This window comes from Bacteroidia bacterium (assembly GCA_019695265.1).
Taxonomy (GTDB): domain Bacteria; phylum Bacteroidota; class Bacteroidia; order JAIBAJ01; family JAIBAJ01; genus JAIBAJ01.
Map to the genome: position 1 here is coordinate 1 of JAIBAJ010000037.1, position 18732 is coordinate 18732.

The window sequence follows — 18732 nt, forward strand, 5'->3', positions numbered from 1 at the left end:
CCAGAACACAAAAAGTCGAATGTTATATTTTTCAAATTAGATGCTCTTAAATCGAACCATTTTGAAGGATATTAAACGAAAAATGGCGTCTAAAGGTGGTTTTTGGACAAACTGTCGTTGCCCGAGGTGCAATCCCGCACGGTGTCGCATTTATTGCGCATTTTGCCTAACCAACATGAGTTAGGATTTGTTTTGAACATAACCAAAAACCAGATCAAAGCAAAGGATTAAAAGGGGGGCAAATCAAATTTGTTGTTTCCGGGCAGCAGTTTTGGACAAAATGATATGCTTGGGTTCGGGTCGGGTAGGGATAGAGGCAGTCTACCCCACAGGACACCGATGCGTTAGCGGAGGTGGACGAGGAGTAGCGCCGAAAGCCCGACCATTCGCCTTTCCCTGCTTGGAGTAACATGTTTCTGTCAGTTGCGAATGGGACCCGCCAAATAATTAGTAAAACATGAATCAAAACGCAGCCAATAAGTTGTATACCGAACTTTTGGGTAAAAAAAAAGGCCACCAATGGCAGCCTTTCAAGTTGGTTGTGGAAAATGTTAAGCTTTTTTTAAGTTATTGGCCCGGGCAATGTATTTATCAATATCCCTAGCTTCCTGACTTTCGCTGTATTCTTTTTTAATACGCTCGTACAATTTTACTGCTTCATCAAATTTGCCAAGTTCCTCCTGTGCTTGTGCTGCTTTCATTAGGTAAATTGGAGTAACAAAATTATTATTACCAAGTTCCGCAGCTTGCATAAAGTATTTAAGCGCTTGTTCAGTTTCTCCTTTTTCCATATAAGCATCACCAATTCCACCTTTGGCAATTGGAGCAACCATTTTGTCATCACTATCAAACGATTCCAAATTTTCAATTGCTTCATCCCATTGGCCAAGGTTTAGCTGGCAAATACCTGCGTAATAATGAGCCAAATTAGCTGATTTAGTAAATGGGTGATCCTCAATGATGTTTAAGAACCCTGGATGTTTAGCATTGCCTTGGAGTGCCAGATTGAAGGAGTCTTTTTCGAAATAATTTTGGGCTTGAAACATTTCACCGGCAGCCGCTTTTTCTTCATTGGCAATGTACCATTTGGTCCACACGAAATAACCCAAAAGAATGGTTAAAATTCCAACAATAGCATATCCCAATGGTTTTTTGTTGTCCTCAATCCATTTCTCCGCTTTGGTATAAGCCACCTCGGCATCCATTAGGTATTCGTCTTGTTTGTTTTCAGCTTCTTTAGACATCTTGAAATTTTAAGGCCGCAAAAATAGTCATTTAACAATATGGAAGCAGGGAAATTTTTGCAATTAAGGTAAAGATTTTCAATCCCTTTTGGGGTAGGGGATTTCAATTGAATGCCTACCCGAATTTACGGAATATAAAAGTTGGGCAATGGTTTTTTGGGTTTTATTCAATTGCTTTTTCTGGTCAGAATGTATGAATTAATGAGCTGCACCTGCACCGGGTCCGGCTCCTCCTTTGTATGTTTTAGCCATAAAAACTAAAGGAATACAGCATACAACAAACAGAGCCATGTATTGAAAAATATCGATGTAAGTTAGAATAAACGATTGTTTAATCACTGAATTTTCAACGATAAACAAGGCTTGTTGTTTAGCTTTTTCCAAACCATTACCCAATCTTAGAAAATTTTGGGTAAGCAAATTAATTCGTTCTGTAAAGTTGGAGTTAAATTCAGAAATATTCACCATCAAATCGGCTTTGTGTTGAGCACCAAGTCTTTCATTCAACAAGCCTATCAATGCTACACTAATGGAACCTCCAATTTGTCGGATCATGTTGGTTAATCCGCTGGCTTGGGCTACTCCAACTGAATCTAAGCCTGACAAAGTTAGGTTACTTAAAGGGACAAATAAAAAGCCCATTCCAACCCCCCGAACAATTAAAGGCCAAAAGAAATTGTCAATATCGGTGTTGCTAGTTAAAATGAGGGAACACCAAAATACGAATATGGCAGTGAGGGTGAATCCAAATACAATTAAGCGTTTGGGACTAAATCCACTTTGAAGCAATCGTCCGATAAAAGGCATACAAAAGCCACTCATTAATGCTCCTGGCATAAACATGAGTCCGGTGGCCGTAGCGGTAAAACCTAAAAACCTTTGAACAAATAAAGGAATGATGAATACGGTGCCAAAAAGTGTAAAACCTAAAATGAAGTTAAGTATGGCTCCAACACCCACATTTCCTTTGGTTAAAATGCTTAAATCTACAATTGGATTCTCAACGGTGAGTTCCCTGATAATAAAGAAAAGGATTCCCAAAATAGCTACTGCGAAGAAAACTGTAATATAGGTGGAATCGAACCATTCTTCACGTTCACCTTGTTCCAGAACCAACTGCAAAGAGCCTATTCCAATAATAAGCAATATCATCCCAAGCCAGTCAACCCGGCCGGTTTGTTTGAGTTGGTTGGGATTGTCGCGTATGAAGTTGAGGGTTAAGAAAAGTGCCAGGATGCCCAAGGGAACATTCACTAAGAAAATGACCGGCCAATCATAATTGTCAACCAAATATCCTCCCACTACCGGACCCAAAGTTGGACCCATAATTACACCCATTCCAAACATGGCCATGGCAATTCCGATTTTTTCTTTGGGATAAATCTCTACCAAAATCGATTGGGAAGTGGCCAATAAAGCACCTCCGCCCATACCTTGAATAAAGCGCCAAAAAACCAGGGTCCAAATGCTATCGCTTTGTCCACACATAAAACTGGCCATGGTAAACAAACCAATAGAAGCGGCAAAATAAGCCTTTCTACCGAATTGAGAGGAAAGCCAACTACTCATTGGCACCACAATTACGTTGGCAATAGCATAGGCTGCTATTACCCAACTTACTTCGCTCAAGGTGGCACCTAAGCTGCCCATTAGGGTGTTGGTAGCCACATTTACAATGGTGGTGTCAATAATTTCTAGCAGGGTGCATAATATAACCGTAATGGTAATTATCACCCGTCTAAACCCATATTCTACCATAGAATTGGGATTGGGAAGGGCAAGTGTTTCGGCCATATTATTTAACTTTTACTGCAACCTGAACATTCATTCCCGCACGTAGCACATAGTCATCTTGTTTGTCATCGGTTAAACTAATTCGAACCGGTACCCGCTGCACAACTTTAACAAAGTTTCCGGTTGAATTATCTGCCGGAATAAGTGAGAATTTGGATCCGGTTGCTGCTTGAATGGATTCCACATTTCCTTCAAAAACTTTTCCGGGATAGGTATCTACTTTAATTTCTACAGGTTGTCCGGGCTTAATGTCTTTCAGTTGGGTTTCTTTGAAGTTAGCTGTTATCCAAAATTTGGAATCATCTACAACTGAAAACAGGGGAGCACCTGCCGCAATTAATTGACCGGGCTGGATATTCTTTTTAGAAATATAACCGGTACATGGAGCGGTAATAAACGCGTAGGATAGTTGAAGTTTGGCAAAATCCAATTCACTTTGGCGTTGCTGTATGGCTAATTCTGCCAAGCGAACTTGTTTGTTTGCACCACTAACATTGGATTGGGATGCTCCGGCCTGATCTTTCGCTGCTGCCAATTGCATTTTGGCTGCATTGGCTTGTTTTTCTGCCGATTCTTTCTCAGCCTTAACATTGTCTAGTTGTTGTTGAGTAGCCGATTTAAGGGAAACTAATTTTGAAATGCGATCAAATTCCTGATTGGCTTTCCAAATTCTTACTTCAGCAGCATCCAGATTGGCTTGGGCGGCTGCAATATTGGCATTGCTTGCTCCGGCAGTAGCACTTGCAGTAGTAACATTGTTTTTAATTACCTCCACATTTGCCTGGGCATTTGCAAGGGCAATCTCCGCTTGTTGCACTCGAATGGCTAAATCTCTGTAATCTAAAATAAGTAAGGTATCACCTTTTTTTACCAATTGGTTTTCAGCGATTCGAATCTGGTCTAAATAGCCACCAACTCTTGACGCAATGGGATAAATATTGCATTCAATTTGAGAGTTTTCGGTGTCTTCATTGTGCATGGAATAGGAAATTTTTTGGTAAGCAAAAAAGATTCCTGCTCCTAGGGCAAGGATGGCGATCACAACGAAAATTGGTTTTTTGTTTTTAGGTGTTTCTTGATTTTGTTCCATGTTTCTAATAGTTCAATGTGAAGGTTTATTTTCCGGAGGTTCTTAAGGCTTTGTAATAAGCTGCTGTAGCGTCTGCTCTTACGTTTAATAAGTTTAATTTGGCTTGGGTTAAGGCATTGTCGGCATCTAGTAAGTCCGTTGCCAAGGCTGCATTGTTATTGAATCGGTTCAACATAACGCGTTGATTTTCTGTGGCCTGTTCTACATTAAATTCAGCAAGTTTGATTTTTTTTAAGGCCAGTTGCCAAGCATTCCAGCTTTGTTTGCTTTCCATTTTGATCGCATCTGAAAGCTGATCTTTTGCTGCTTTGGCTTGTTCTAAATTCGCTTTGGCTTCTTTTACATAGGATTTGGTTGTATATAAGGAAGTAAAATTCCAACTCAACGTTGCCCCTAAATCCCAGGTGTCTTTGAATTTGGCTTCCTGAGGAAACATTCGTTGGTTGGGGTTGTTTACATAATAATTAGCGCCTAAACTCAGGGTAGGGAAGTAGGAACCTTTGCTTGATTTTACTTGGTATTCGAGTGCCCTGGTTCTAATTTCCTGTGCTTTTACCTCGTCTCTGTTTAAACTGGCACTTTGTAGGTTTCCTGAAATACCACTGGTGTCTGCAAGTAATAAGGCTGAAGCTTCATCGGTTTGAATAAGGGTTTCTTCAGGTAATCCAAGCATCACATTCAAACTGTAATTGAGGTTGGATATAGAACTTTCTACTTCGGCTAAACTAAGTTCCAAGCTGTTTCTGGAAAGTCTGGCTTTGTATAAATCATTGGCCAGAATCATTCCATTATCCACCATGTTTTTAATATCTCGCTCCCGTTGTTCAGCCAATTTTAAGTTTTCCTCTACAATTCGTTTGGATTGATGAAGTTTAAATAAACTTAGGTAGGTATTTATAATACTCAATTTGGCATCCGCTTGTTCTTTTCTGTAATCGGCTTCACTTGCCGCTGCCTGTTGAATAATGGCTTTTAATGCGTAATTGCCTTTCATTCCGGCGAATACAGTACTTTGCAACGATATCTTATTGGTATATTGATTCAAAATTTGAGGGTTTAATACTTTATCTCCAAAACCTGGAATGGCTATTTTGAAAGGTTCAATATTGTTCGAAAGGCGGGTATAGTTTCCTGTATAGCTGAGTGCCGGAATCATCGTATTCCAGCCTTGCTCAACCTTAGCCTCTGCTAAGTCTTTTTTATAACCTGAAATTTTTACCGAATTGCTTTCCTGTATCCCTAATTCGATGGCCTGATCTAAAGTAAGGCTCTTGGTGGTTTGTGCTCCGGCCGTGGTTGAAAGTAAAAAAATTGAAAGGCCAAAAAGTCTATAGGTTGATTTCATTTTTTAAACAATTGTTTAATATTGTTAGTTTAAGTTGTTGCGTTTTTGAAAGATTTTGCAAATGAAGTTATTTGCCGATTCAGTTTTTTTTAGTTTTCAGGCAAGCGGAATAGTTGCACAAGGAAACCTTTTTTTTAGGGTTTTAATAGTGATGTAATGACCTCTTTCATGTGGTTTTTAAGCCTGCGCCTGTATTTGTCTGAAAACATTTCCGATTCGTTCTTTTCTTTAAAAATTTTACAGGCAATGGTTGGGCTATGGGCATACATCCTGGCAACACCAATAATGGTCATTACGGTAAGCTCAATGTCTACCTTCCGGAAAATCCCTTTTTCAATGCCATCGTGGATGATAGACGATACATTTTCGAAGTTTCTTTTTAAATGTTCGCTCAGCATTTGGGCAATATCACTCCTTTGTCCAAGATTAATCTCTCTGTAAATTATTTGGGTGGTTTTTCTGTTTTGGAAAAATCCGTCAATGTATCCGTCCGCAATTACAAAGAGTCTTTCCCAATGCGATAAGTGTGGCGATGCAGCAATTAAATTGCCGGTATTGATGAGTTTGCGCTCAATTACCAGTTTGAATAATTGCTCCTTCGATCCAAAATAATAGGACACCATGGCTACGTTTATCCCTGCCTCTTTAGCCAATTGACGTATGCTAACAGCCTCAAATCCGTAGTGTGCGAAAAGGTTTTCGGCAACATCTAAAATGTATTCTTTTTTGTCGCTTCCTATGTTTTTTTCCGAATTCACCCGACAAAGGTAATTAGAGTTTTTATTAATTAAACGTTTGTTTAATATTTTATGATATTTTTTGTTTTGGCGGGCCCCATTCGCACTATCCGGGTTGCATAAATTTAAATAATGTCAAGGCGAATGGTCGGGCTATCCACTGCAAGTCCTCATGCCATTCAGCTAGCGCTTCATGTCATTCCGGGCTTTCCGTTTCTATCCCTGCCCGAAATACCGGGCTAATCGCAATTACGATCATAATTGCATAACCCAAAGTTGATTTTGGGGTGTATGCTTGTTTACTGTACCGTCTATACCCTAACGTTTAGTTATTATTTTGGAATGATAAGGTAAACTTGTTTGATTTAATCAAAAGCTTAGTTTAGAAGCTCAGGTAATATCAATATAAATTTAGGTATTTCAACCTGGAAAGTACTTTGGTCTAATAATCGTTCAAACTGGTAATATCCGTGCATGCTTCCAATCGAAGTCCTCAAATTGCACCCACTCTCATAAGTAAAACTTTCGCCGGGTTCCAATATCGGCATTTCTCCAATAACACCTTCTCCTTCTACTTCGTGCTTTATTCCATTACTATCAAAAATATACCAATGCCTGCGTTTCAATTGGACAGTATAATCGTTGGTGTTTTCTAAAGTGATCTTGTAACCAAAAAAATAATGATGGTACGATGGATTGGAAAAGTTTTTCTCGTACCTGGTTTGAACACTTACTTTTATGCCGGCACTAACCTTAGATGATGTTGTCATAGGTGGGTTTGTTTTCTAATTTTAGCTGGAACACTTGTCGCAATTGCCTTTTTCAGGTTTCTTTGCAAACCATTTTTTCGCCAGGTACACTAAGGCTAATCCAACAACTACCCAAACAAAAATACCTTGTTCCATGACGGCAAATTTAATTCAGTTTTTTTTTATAATCTTGAACTATTGGCACGATTTTTCCTAATTTTACCCCCATAAATCATTGATTCAGCGAAATGAAAAAGATTTTCACCCTACTTTCCATACTTGTTTCCTTTTCGGCTTTTGCTCAAAAAGAAAAGTCTACATCTACCAAGTCTGCCGATTTAAACGAAAGGCCGGGTTTAGATAAGGTTCAATTTCATTACATGGAATTGAACCCAAATTTTTGTGATAACCTTAAAAAAATTCTAGAAGCAGGTCGTGAACAGTTTTCAGTTCTGAAAGGGGAGGAAACAAAACGGCAAATATCTGGGGTGGATAGACCTTTTTATTTTTCTACCCTCGAATTGGATAAAAATCACAAAGGGTATATTGGCGAAAGTGAACAATATCCGGAATTCGAAATAGTAATGAGCGATCTCCGTTTTAAAGACAAACATTTAGAAGCCGATTTTGATACCCTAGTTACCCTTATCAAATCCTGTTTAGATCCCAATCAATGGGTTATACAAATGAAAGACGCTTCCAATGATATCTATTTGGAAGGTACAGATTACAAAAAGCTAGTTTGCCGTGAGAATAAATCCGGAATGAAAGTGAAATTTGAATTGTTTCTATACAACAACAGGGTACGTGGTTATTGGGTAGTTGAATTTCATTTCGATGGAGTTGGAAAAGTTCCTGAAAAGAAAGCTGCCGACGAAACAACACCCAAGTAAATACTTTTACGAATAAACTTGCGTTAAGCCCTTATTGTATGATTGGAATAAATGAAAAGCAAGCCCTTTTGTAATCCGTATTTTCTCCTGATTCCTATTCTTTTTATTGGATTTTTCTCTGTTTCTACGTCTTCACTTGCCCAAGATAAAAGTAAAATTCTTGCAAAGTTTGGCATTGGGGTTAATTTGGGATATAAAACCTACAATGGAATTGGTCCAATTGCTATTTTTCATCCTAACAGGTATCTCGATTTGGAATTAGGTGCAGGCTATTCAGGTTATAATGGAGGGAAATTTGGTGGAGGACTAAAGTTTTATCCGCTTAAGCCAACCAAAGTCAATCTATTTCTTGGACTGCACTATGCCATTACCACCGGTCGTAAAATTGAAACAGAAGTGGTTGATACCAGGGCCGAAAACTATCGCACCTTCTCCAATCAATACGCCATCGCAACCCTAGGATTTTGGGTTAAAGGAGAACAAATTCAACATCAATTTGCTCTAGGCTATTGTCAAATCCTTACCAATCCACGCATTCAAAAGGAAGATGAACAACAAAAAGTTGATCACATCGATGAAATAAAGCGTGGACTAGCCGGTGGAATTTCCTTTACCTATACAATTTTTGTTAACCTGAATAAATTGGACGAGTAATCCTTGAGGTTTGCATGATTCTTGTTGCCTGAATTTCGTTAAGTGACCATACTTTTTTGAAGGTTTTGTTAAGTGTTTACAAGAAATTAACACTTCCAAATACAACCTTCACTAAACTTATGCGTTACACAACCATCCTACCGAAAACATTACCATGAGACAACTAAAAATTACCAAACAGGTCACCAACCGGGATACCGCTTCCTTGGAGAAGTATCTTCAAGAAATTGGCCGTTTGGAACTTATTACTGCCGAGGATGAAGTCACGCTTGCTCAACGTATAAAGCAAGGCGACCAAGCCGCACTCGAACGCCTGGTAAATGCCAATCTGCGTTTCGTAGTATCAGTTTCCAAACAATACCAAAACCAAGGTCTTACTTTACCCGACTTAATTAATGAAGGGAACTTAGGACTTATCAAAGCCGCTCAACGTTTCGATGAAACTAGAGGGTTTAAATTTATTTCTTACGCCGTTTGGTGGATTCGACAATCCATTCTTCAAGCTTTGGCCGAACAAAGCCGGATTGTACGTTTGCCTCTAAACAAAATTGGCTCCCTGAATAAGATTAATAAAACCTTTGCCCGCCTGGAACAAGAATATGAAAGAGAACCTTCAGTAGAAGAAATAGCCAGGGCAATGGATATGTCGGAACAGGAAGTTGAAGATGCCTTGAAAAGCGCTGGTCGACATATTTCTATGGACGCTCCATTGGCCGACGATAGCGATTCAGGAAATTTATACGATGTTTATAAAAGCAATGACTTACCCAGTCCGGATGATGAATTAATGAACGATTCACTTCGAAGAGAAATTGAACGTATTTTACATTCACTTCACCCCAGAGAGGCCGAAATAGTTAGATACTTTTATGGCATCAGCGGACGTAGACAGTTAACCTTGGATGAAATTGGTATGAAGTTCGATTTGACCAGGGAAAGGGTTCGCCAAATCAAAGAAAAGGCCATCCGCCGTCTAAAATTGTCCTCAAAAAGTAGAAATCTTAAAACCTATTTGGGTTAATCCAAAATCAAAATCAGTTTGCACCTTCATCTTTACCGATGAAGGTGCTTTTTTTTTATAGACATTTGCACCCCAATTTAATTGCATGTTTGAAAATAAGGAAGGAAGAACCGAGCTTACCGAAATGGGTGAGTTCGGATTAATAGAGCATCTTACTAAGCACATCGAAATCGTAAATCCCGAAACCGTTTTGGGCGTTGGTGACGATGCAGCCGTATTTGATCCAAATGGACAAGTAGTTGTAACCACCGATATGCTTGTCGAAGGTGTTCATTTTGATTTATCGTACGTTCCCTTAAAACACCTGGGATACAAAGCTGTAGTGGTAAACCTTAGCGATGTTTATGCAATGAATGCAATTCCTAAGCAATTCCTTTGCAGTTTGGCCATTTCCAATCGTTTTTCACTCGAAGCTTTGGAAGAACTTTATTCGGGTATGATGCTGGCTTGCAAAAGATATAAGGTTGATTTTGTGGGCGGAGATACAACCACTTCTCTTTCCGGTTTGGTTATTAGTGGAACAGCTTTAGGAATGGTAAATAAGGAAAACCTGGTGAAAAGAAATGGCGCTAAAGTAAACGATCTTATCTGTGTTTCCGGTGATTTGGGGGCCGCATTTGCCGGTTTGCAAATCCTTGAAAGAGAAAAATTAATTTATCTTGAAAATCCGGGAGTGCAGCCTGACCTGGAAGGCAAGGATTACGTTTTGGAACGTCAATTGAAACCGGAAGCTAGAAAGGAAATTATTCAGCTTTTTAATAGTTTAGGCGTTGTACCTACCGCTATGTTGGATATTAGCGATGGACTTTCATCCGAATTATTACACTTGGCCAAAAACTCCAATGTCGGTGTTGCAATTTATGAAGAAAGGTTGCCTATTGATGAGCAAACCTATGAAATTGGCAAAGAACTTAGCATAGACCCTACTACCTGTGCCTTAAATGGTGGCGAAGATTATGAACTCCTTTTTACCATCTCTCAATCCGATTACGATAAAATCAAAGGAAAAGAAGAGATTCATATTATTGGCCATATTACTGAACCTAGTGCTGGTAAAATAATGGTTACCCGCGGAGGTCATGCCATTGATTTGAAAGCCCAAGGCTGGAATGCATTTAAGCCCAATTCCAACTAATTTGTGTATTCTAATTAGTGGGTAGGCTTATGGGATTTCTGAAGGTTAGGAAAAAATTAACCCAAGTCTACTAGGTTTTGGATTGGCACCAACAAAATAGATAATGCCGAATTGGGAAATGGTGTAAAACTCATTTACAGTATTTTCTAAAAAAAAACCGTGAATAGTTTTAAGCTATTCACGGTTTTCTTGTTAAATATAAACTGATTAAGGGGCTATGCTTCCTTTAATAAATAAGGTATTGTAAGGTCCATCAGGGTATCCGTTTAAAACATAGCCATTGCGTTTTACTACCAAACCCGGTTGACCACCAGGCAATACAGGAACAGGAATGTTTCCAATTGGAATTGGGATAGTAATAGTTCCGATAAATGGAATGGAAAAGGATGCCGAAATATTAAGTATGAAACTTCCGGCTGTACCTGGCTGACCATAAGCACCACCATCACCTCCATAAATTTGAGGATTAATACTTAAGGTAACAATACTGATTGGAATATTGATAGGGACATTTAAAACACCGCCTTGTCCAGGAACAGATGTAACGCCTGAGGTAGCATCAGACCCTCCGGCAAAGGTATTGAGTACGGCATTTGGATCTCCTCCGTAACCAGCATTGGATCCACCTCCTCCGCCTGCGCCTATGGCAAAACTAAAATTACCAACCGGAGTGTTAATTGGGAATCCTGCTCCGATACTGCTACCACCGCCGCCTCCGGCAAAGATGTAACCAAAATTGTTCTGTAAAGTAGTTTGGCAACTTAAGGTGATGGCATCTCCACCATTATAACCGGCTTGGCTAAAGGTTGAACTGCCGGCAATATCACCACCATTTCCACCTCGGCCAAGTATTGCTCCTGAATTTAATATTCCTACATGGCTTTGTGGATCTAAATTGCCTGAAGTAAATGCACTGTAAATGGTGCTATCGCTTACTACTTCAACCCCCGGTGCAATATTCACAACTACACAAATCCTAGTTCCCGGACCCGGAAGGTTGTTAATTGCCGCTAAGTCATAATCCGTTACGTTGGAATTGATATTAACCGTGATACAGGTGTCAATGGTAACGGTGAAAATTTGAGTATGGATGGTGTTGCCACAAATAGCCTGAACAGCTACAGGGAAAACACCCGGTGAGGCAAAAATACTTGCTTGGATGGTAAGATGCGTTGTGCCATTTCCGTTAACTGTTCCACTGGTTAAGTTAGCCGTTACACCCTGCGGGAGGTTGTGAATCAAGAAAATTCCAATTTGCTGGTTGGTACCACTGGTTTGATTAATGGTAATATCGGTACCTGCAGTATCAGTTAAGGTTCTGTCAATTGTTCCTGCACTGGCCGATAGACTCATGTTAAAAAAACATTGATTACAATCTTCCTGGTAAGTTGCTAGCCAACATTGACCATTCCAATATTGCATTACGCTATCCGTAGTATTGAAGATCATCAATCCTGAAGCGGGATTTGAAATGCCATTGCGTTGGTTTAAACTTAATCGAGGCGGTAGAAAACCTTTGGTAGTATCGGAGATTTCAAAAATAGCGGTAGGGTGGGGTAATGAAGTTCCAAAACCACCTTGGCCATTGTTTAAAATTCGCATTTTCTCTATGTTATTGGTGCGAAAAACCAAATCAACATTGTCTATGGTTCCTAAGAAATTAATGGCAGGATTGGTATTTAAATTACCTAAAAGCAACCAAGCATTTTTTGAAACGGCTTCACCTATTACGGTATCAATTGGAACGTTGCCAATATATAAGGTGTCAATATTGGAAACCCCGGAAATAATGGTATCTGCATAAATTACGTTAGCCCAAATGGTATCAATTGTGGCAATATTCACAAATAAACTATCGAAATTTGTTTCGCACATGGATTGCCAGGTAGATGAACCACTTTTAAAATAATAAAAGCATTCAAAATTCACATCATACACTAACAAGGAGGTGGCAGGATTAGATATGGCAAGCCTTTGTAGGGTAGTTAATCGGGGTACCAACATACCTTTGGTAGAAGAACTAACATCTAAAACGGCCGATACATCAGGAGAAATGGTTCCAACTCCAACATTGTTTTGGGCCTGAATGGTGCAAAAGCCAATGAATAAAAAAGAAAGGGCAAGGAGATAACGATAAAATTTCATGCTTGTTTCCAAATCTATGGTTGGCCACGAAAGTAGAAAAGTTTTGTCAGAATTCCATACTTGCTGCGGAGAAAAAGATATTTTCAGACCTTTGCCTTCCATGGTAGACCTAATAGCCCTGTTTAAACATCCCACCAAACTTCGGATTTTGGTTGCTCCTTTGGATTGGGGTTTAGGTCATGCAACCCGCTGTGTGCCACTTATTAAAGCAGCGCTGCAAGCTGGTCATGAGGTTGTTTTGGCTGCCGATCGAAGTCCCTTGGCCTTGCTCCAAAAAGAATTTCCCGGTCTGGAGCTGATTCGCTTAAAAGGTTATGAAATATCCTATCCTTCCAATGGTAATATGATTTTCTCGATGGCTCTGCAACTCCCAAAGTTGGGATCAAGGGTGATAGCGGAAAATTTTAGAATTCGTTCGATTGTGAAAAGCCATAATATTGATTGGGTTATTTCTGATAATCGGTATGGATTGTTTGGGCATGCTGAAAAATCGATTTTCATTACCCATCAACTGCATATAAAAACCGGTTTCTTGGAAACCATTTTCAATGCTATAAACAGGTGGTTCATTCAACGATTTGATGAATGTTGGGTGCCCGATTGGGAATCGGAACCTTCCTTGGCAGGTGAATTGTCACACCCAACATCTGCGCTAAATAAACTGCGTTACCTTGGTCCGCTTTCCAGATTTTCCAAACTCGAAAGAACCAATGAATCATATAATCTGACCATTCTGATTTCCGGCCCGGAACCTCAACGAAGTATGTTTGAAAATAAAGTGGTTCAGCAGTTGGATTCAAGTTTTGGAAGGGTTGCCTTAATTAGGGGCTTGCCGTTGGAAGATTCGTCTTTGGTACTGCCTGAAAATGTTCGTTGTTATAACCATTTACCTGATAAAGAGTTGAATCAGATTTTAGTCGATTCTGACCTGATTCTTTCCCGACCCGGTTACAGTACCGTTATGGATTTAGTTACTTTGAAGAAAAAAGCCATTTTTGTTCCTACTCCAGGTCAAACAGAGCAGGAATATTTAGCACAAGGCTTCCATGATAAAAAAATTGCACCTTTTCAAACTCAAGATCAATTCAATTTGAAAGCCTTACAGAATTCAGTAAATCACTATCAAGGTTTTTAAAGTTGGTAAATTTTACTAGAAATAAGGAAATAACTTGGATAGAAGATTTACATTTGCCGCCTGTTAAATCCAAATCATAAAAAAATGCAACTCAAAGAAATTCAGGAACTCATTAAGTTTGTTTCAAGAAGTGGAGTAAGTGAAGTGGAGATAGAAAACAATGGGTTCAAGATTGTGATAAAAACCCCAACTGTTGCCTCAGTTGCTGTTCCACAAGTTGTAACAGTTGCCCCTGCACCTGTAATTGCAGCGCCAATTGCTGCTCCAGTTTCAGCTCCTGCAGTTGTGGAGCCAACTCCTGCTGCAGCCAGTCCGGCAAAAGCTGAAGATACTTCCAAATACATTGCAGTAAAATCCCCAATGATTGGAACATTCTACCGTTCTTCCAGCCCTGAAAAACCACCTTTGGTTTCTGTTGGTGACGAAATTAAAAAGGGAGATGTTTTGTGTATTATCGAAGCAATGAAACTTTTTAATGAAATTGAGTCGGAATTCTCCGGTAAAATTGTAAAGGTTCTTGTTGACGACGCCTCTCCGGTTGAGTACGATCAAGCCCTTTATCTAATTGATCCAGCTTAGGTCCAGTTGAACCTAGCTTTGATGTAATACACCAACAATTTTTCTTCTATGAAATTGTTTAAGAAAATTCTTATCGCAAATCGCGGAGAAATTGCATTGCGCATTATCCGTACTTGCAAAGAAATGGGAATAAAAACAGTAGCGGTTTATTCTACAGCCGATCGGGATAGCTTGCATGTTCGTTTTGCAGATGAAGCCGTTTGTATAGGTCCACCTAAAAGTGCCGATAGCTATCTTAATATTCCTAACCTGATTTCAGCAGCTGAAATTACCAACGCTGATGCTATTCATCCGGGTTATGGTTTCCTTAGTGAAAATGCTAAATTCTCTGCAATTTGCCGAAAACATGGCATTAAATTTATCGGAGCTTCTCCTGAAATGATTGATGGAATGGGGGATAAAGCCTCTGCAAAGGATACCATGAAAAAAGCAGGTGTTCCAACCATACCGGGCTCTGATGGCTTGCTGAAAGATATCCCGGAAGCCAAAAAAATCGCTAAAAAAATAGGTTACCCCGTTATTTTGAAAGCTACTGCCGGAGGCGGAGGACGAGGGATGCGAGTGGTTTGGGAAGAAAAAGACCTGGAAAAAGCATACGATTCAGCCCGACAAGAAGCTGGTGCGGCATTCGGTAACGATGGAATGTATATGGAGAAGTTTATCGAAGAACCTCGCCACATCGAAATTCAAATTGTTGGAGACCAATTCGGTCAAGCCTGTCACCTCAGCGAAAGGGATTGTTCCATTCAACGTCGCCACCAAAAGCTAGTCGAAGAATCACCCTCGCCATTTATGATTCCCGAACTGAGAGATAAGATGGGAGAAGCTGCCATTAAAGCCGCTTTGGCTGTTAATTATGAAGGTCTCGGTACCATTGAATTTCTTGTTGATAAGCACCGGAATTTCTACTTTATGGAGATGAATACACGAATTCAGGTGGAACATCCGGTTACTGAAGAGGTAATTGATTACGACTTGGTTAAAGAACAAATTATGGTGGCTGCCGGTGCCAAAATGAGCGGTAATAATTATTACCCCAATTTGCATGCTATCGAATGCCGAATCAATGCCGAAGATCCTTTTAAAGGATTTATCCCAAGTCCCGGAAAAATTACAAGTTTTCATTCTCCTAAAGGACAAGGTGTTAGAGTGGATACCCACGTTTACAGCGGTTATACCATTCCTCCTTTTTACGATTCCATGATAGCTAAATTAATTGTTAAGGCTAGAACCAGACCCGAGGCTATTACCAAAATGTCTCGTGCTTTGGATGAGTTTATTGTAGAAGGAATTAAAACAACCGTGCCTTTTCATCAACGTTTGATGAAAGATGAAAACTTCCAAAAAGGTAATTACACCACCAAGTTTTTGGAGAGTTTTGACCTCAGCGAATAACCTTTTGGCCTTAGTATGGGAATGGAGTTGGAAAATTTAGACCGGGAATTTCAAAATAGAAAATGCTGTGTTCTGATTCCGACCTATAACAATGCTCAAGTTCTTCAAGCTGTTCTGTCCGACGTAATTCAGGTTACCAATCAAGTGTTGGTGGTAAACGATGGTTCAACCGACGCTACTACGGCTATTCTTGCTCAATTTCCTAAGATTCATGTTCTTGATAAAAAGCAGAACCAAGGAAAAGGAATGGCTCTTCGCGATGGCTTTCTGAAGGCCTGTGAACTGGGTTACGATTTTGCTATTACAATGGATAGTGACGGCCAGCACTATGCCTCGGATTTGGTTCATTTTATTAACCAACTTACAGAACATTCCAATGCCTTGATAATTGGTGCCAGGAACATGAACCAAAATGGAGTTCCGGGAAAAAGTAGTTTTGGAAATAAATTCTCTAACTTCTGGTTTAAGGTTGAAACAGGAAACGATTTGCCCGACACCCAAAGTGGTTTCCGATTGTATCCTATCCGTAAGTTAAGTTCTTTTCGTTGGATTACCAGAAAGTACGAATTTGAAATTGAAGTAATTGTTCGTGCAGCCTGGTCTGGAATTAATGTGTTTTGTATTCCAATTCAGGTGTATTATCCTCCTCAAGAAGAAAGAATTACCCATTTTCGCCCTTTCCGCGATTTTAGTCGAATCAGCGTTTTGAATACCTTTCTGGTGCTTATTGCCTTTTTATGGATTAAACCAAGAGACTTTTTTCTGGGTTTGATTAAAAAAAAGCCTAAGCAAATCTTAAAAGACCTGTTCGCCGATCCAAATGAATCAGAATATGTTAAAGCGTTTTCTGTTGGGTTTGGATTGTTTATGGGTATTTTCCCGGTTTGGGGATTACAATTGGTTATTGGAATTTTCCTATGCCAACTTTTTAAACTCAACAAAGCCTTATTTGTGCTTTTTGCCAATATTAGCTTTCCTATTAATATCCCATTCATAATTTGGTTAAGTCATCAAATGGGTGGATTTCTGGTTGCCAATCCCATGGCTTTCCCCTTTACTTCCGAAATTAAATTGGATGATATTCCAAAATTGGGTCAACAATATTTGATTGGTGCAGTTGCCCTTTCTTTTCTGGCAGGAATACTCGGTTTTTTCTTTTCCTTTCTTTTTATGAAAGTCGGATCCTTTTCCAAAAAGGCCTGATTATAAAAGTTAATACCTTATCCAATCGACTTTAGAATCATTCCAACCAAAAGTACGGTTAAACTAATCATGGCTATCGGCGCAAGTTGGGCTAAGTTGATGAGCTTTTTCATAGGATAAAATTTTGGTTGTTTATCGATACGGCCTTTCCGTATTTGTTTTCTATGATGGTACTTGCCCAATTAAGGTTTAATTCAGATGGTGCTATAGAAAGGTGAAATAGGATTAATGTGTTGATTTTCAATTCTATTTTTTTGAATACACAGAGTCCTCCTTAGCATTTTTTCAAATCAAACCATTTTATGCCAGTTCTAAGTTTGGATGGATGCCGAATGAAAAAAGATGCTCCGAAGCTTATAGGCACTTAAAATAATCAAATGGTTCTCTGCAGTCCAAACAACGATAAAGGGCCTTACATGCGGTTGATCCAAATTGACTAATCATTTCGGTATTAACGGAACGGCACAAAGGACATGCAATGGATTTAGTTTCACCCATTAAATAGGATTTATCCGGTGTAGTTTTTTCGGGTGGGGCAATGCCGTATTCTTGTAGTTTACGTTTCCCTTCTTCACTCATCCAATCGGTGGTCCAGGCAGGCGAATACACCAATTTGACCTTTACTTGGTGAAAATTGTTTTCGGCTAGGGTTTCAACTATTGCATCTTCAATAGCTTTCATTGCCGGACACCCGGTATAGGTTGGTGTAATGTCAATTTCAACCTCGTCATTTTCAAACCTTACATCCCTTACTATACCCAAATCTAAAATTGACAGAACCGGAACCTCAGGGTCTGGTACAGTTTCCAGAATGGAATAAATGGTTTGGGTTTCCATACGTAACTCTTACCAGTTTCCATCAGGTATGGAGCGAGGCAATGTCTGCATTTCTGCAAGAATATGCCCTAAAAATTCGGTATGTCGGCCTTGCCTTCCGCCGGATAGCATAAATTGTCCTTCCGGTAAATTAAGGGTGGCTTCCATTATATCCATTCTAACTTGTTTTTCCCATTCCGGTTTAATCAGTTGCAGGTCGAATGCGATTCCTTGATCAAATAGTAGAGTATCGTCGGGCAAATTTTCAAATAAATCACCTGTTAAATACCATAATTCTTGAATGGCATTTTGCATTCGGGTATGACTTTCGTCGGTTCCGTCACCTAGGCGAATCAACCATTCTTTGGAATGTCTTACATGGTAATTCGTTTCTTTCAAAGATTTTGCTGCAATTCCCGCAATCATTTCATCGCTTGAATTGGACAGTTTTTCAAACAGGAATTTAGCAAACAGACTGTAAAAATACTGCCTGACAATGGTTTGTCCAAAATCGCCATTGGGCTGTTCTACTAACAAACTATTCCGGTATTCACGCTCCCCTCTGAAAAAGGCCAATTTATCTTCATCCTTTCCCTGCCCTTCCAGTTCTCCGGCATAGGTTAAAAATGCCCGGGCTTGTCCTATCAAATCGAGGGAAATATTAGTTATTGCTATATCTTCTTCCAGGTAAGGGCCATGTCCACACCATTCTCCCAGTCGTTGACCCAATATTAAGGCCGAATCGCCTAGCCAAAGCACATATTCGAACAAGGCTTTTTGTTTTGTATCCATTGTTT

Annotated in this window: 17 protein-coding genes; 8 read left to right on the top strand and 9 right to left on the bottom strand. The window is 39.6% G+C overall.

What is annotated here, in order from left to right; all coding sequences use genetic code 11:
- Nucleotides 1-551: 551 nt before the first annotated feature.
- From K1X82_07230 to apaG, 6 genes are all read right to left on the bottom strand, one after another.
- Nucleotides 552-1244 carry a tetratricopeptide repeat protein gene (locus tag K1X82_07230; protein MBX7181887.1) on the bottom strand — a complete coding sequence of 231 codons (693 nt, stop codon included), beginning with the start codon at nt 1242-1244 and terminating at the stop codon, nt 552-554.
- A 198-nt stretch (nt 1245-1442) separates the two neighbouring features.
- Nucleotides 1443-3038, bottom strand: a complete 1596-nt coding sequence (locus K1X82_07235) for a DHA2 family efflux MFS transporter permease subunit (GenBank protein ID MBX7181888.1) — start codon at nt 3036-3038, stop codon at nt 1443-1445.
- 1 nt (nt 3039) lies between these two features.
- Nucleotides 3040-4128, bottom strand: a complete 1089-nt coding sequence (locus tag K1X82_07240) for an HlyD family secretion protein (protein ID MBX7181889.1) — start codon at nt 4126-4128, stop codon at nt 3040-3042.
- 25 nt (nt 4129-4153) lie between these two features.
- Nucleotides 4154-5473, bottom strand: a complete 1320-nt coding sequence (locus tag K1X82_07245) for a TolC family protein (protein MBX7181890.1) — start codon at nt 5471-5473, stop codon at nt 4154-4156.
- A gap of 134 nt (nt 5474-5607) precedes the next feature.
- Nucleotides 5608-6231 carry a TetR/AcrR family transcriptional regulator gene (locus K1X82_07250; protein ID MBX7181891.1) on the bottom strand — a complete coding sequence of 208 codons (624 nt, stop codon included), beginning with the start codon at nt 6229-6231 and terminating at the stop codon, nt 5608-5610.
- 356 nt (nt 6232-6587) lie between these two features.
- Nucleotides 6588-6980: a Co2+/Mg2+ efflux protein ApaG gene (gene apaG / locus K1X82_07255; GenBank protein ID MBX7181892.1), complete on the bottom strand. Its 393-nt coding sequence runs from the start codon at nt 6978-6980 to the stop codon at nt 6588-6590.
- A gap of 227 nt (nt 6981-7207) precedes the next feature.
- Here apaG and K1X82_07260 point away from each other — a divergent pair, with 227 nt between their 5' ends.
- The 4 genes from K1X82_07260 (at nt 7208) to thiL (ending at nt 10662) form a co-directional block, all read left to right on the top strand.
- A complete protein-coding gene (locus K1X82_07260; GenBank protein ID MBX7181893.1) occupies nt 7208-7852 on the top strand; it encodes a hypothetical protein in 645 nt (214 codons plus the stop codon).
- Nucleotides 7853-7903: 51 nt separating this feature from the next.
- Nucleotides 7904-8506 carry a hypothetical protein gene (locus K1X82_07265; protein MBX7181894.1) on the top strand — a complete coding sequence of 201 codons (603 nt, stop codon included), beginning with the start codon at nt 7904-7906 and terminating at the stop codon, nt 8504-8506.
- Between the two features lie 154 nt (nt 8507-8660).
- The gene (locus tag K1X82_07270; protein MBX7181895.1) at nt 8661-9527 is read left to right on the top strand and encodes an RNA polymerase sigma factor RpoD/SigA; all 867 of its coding nucleotides are present in this window, start codon (nt 8661-8663) and stop codon (nt 9525-9527) included.
- An 85-nt stretch (nt 9528-9612) separates the two neighbouring features.
- Entirely contained in the window at nt 9613-10662 is a 1050-nt protein-coding gene (gene thiL, locus K1X82_07275; GenBank protein MBX7181896.1) for a thiamine-phosphate kinase, read from the top strand.
- Nucleotides 10663-10869: 207 nt separating this feature from the next.
- Here the strand turns inward: thiL and K1X82_07280 are convergent, their stop codons facing one another.
- A complete protein-coding gene (locus tag K1X82_07280) occupies nt 10870-12807 on the bottom strand; it encodes a hypothetical protein (protein MBX7181897.1) in 1938 nt (645 codons plus the stop codon).
- Between K1X82_07280 and K1X82_07285 the strand changes: the two genes are divergently transcribed.
- The 4 genes from K1X82_07285 (at nt 12806) to K1X82_07300 (ending at nt 17119) form a co-directional block, all read left to right on the top strand.
- Nucleotides 12806-13942, top strand: a complete 1137-nt coding sequence (locus K1X82_07285) for a glycosyltransferase (GenBank protein MBX7181898.1) — start codon at nt 12806-12808, stop codon at nt 13940-13942. The genes K1X82_07280 and K1X82_07285 overlap by 2 nt on opposite strands.
- Before the next feature lie 84 nt (nt 13943-14026).
- Complete coding sequence (gene accB, locus K1X82_07290; protein ID MBX7181899.1) at nt 14027-14521, top strand: acetyl-CoA carboxylase biotin carboxyl carrier protein; 495 nt, start codon at nt 14027-14029, stop codon at nt 14519-14521.
- Nucleotides 14522-14575: 54 nt separating this feature from the next.
- Nucleotides 14576-15916 carry an acetyl-CoA carboxylase biotin carboxylase subunit gene (gene accC, locus K1X82_07295; GenBank protein ID MBX7181900.1) on the top strand — a complete coding sequence of 447 codons (1341 nt, stop codon included), beginning with the start codon at nt 14576-14578 and terminating at the stop codon, nt 15914-15916.
- A 21-nt stretch (nt 15917-15937) separates the two neighbouring features.
- Entirely contained in the window at nt 15938-17119 is a 1182-nt protein-coding gene (locus K1X82_07300; protein ID MBX7181901.1) for a DUF2062 domain-containing protein, read from the top strand.
- 354 nt (nt 17120-17473) lie between these two features.
- Here K1X82_07300 and paaJ read toward each other — a convergent pair whose 3' ends face one another.
- The gene (gene paaJ, locus K1X82_07305; protein ID MBX7181902.1) at nt 17474-17956 is read right to left on the bottom strand and encodes a phenylacetate-CoA oxygenase subunit PaaJ; all 483 of its coding nucleotides are present in this window, start codon (nt 17954-17956) and stop codon (nt 17474-17476) included.
- Nucleotides 17957-17965: 9 nt separating this feature from the next.
- A complete protein-coding gene (gene paaC, locus K1X82_07310; protein ID MBX7181903.1) occupies nt 17966-18727 on the bottom strand; it encodes a phenylacetate-CoA oxygenase subunit PaaC in 762 nt (253 codons plus the stop codon).
- Nucleotides 18728-18732: the final 5 nt, after the last annotated feature.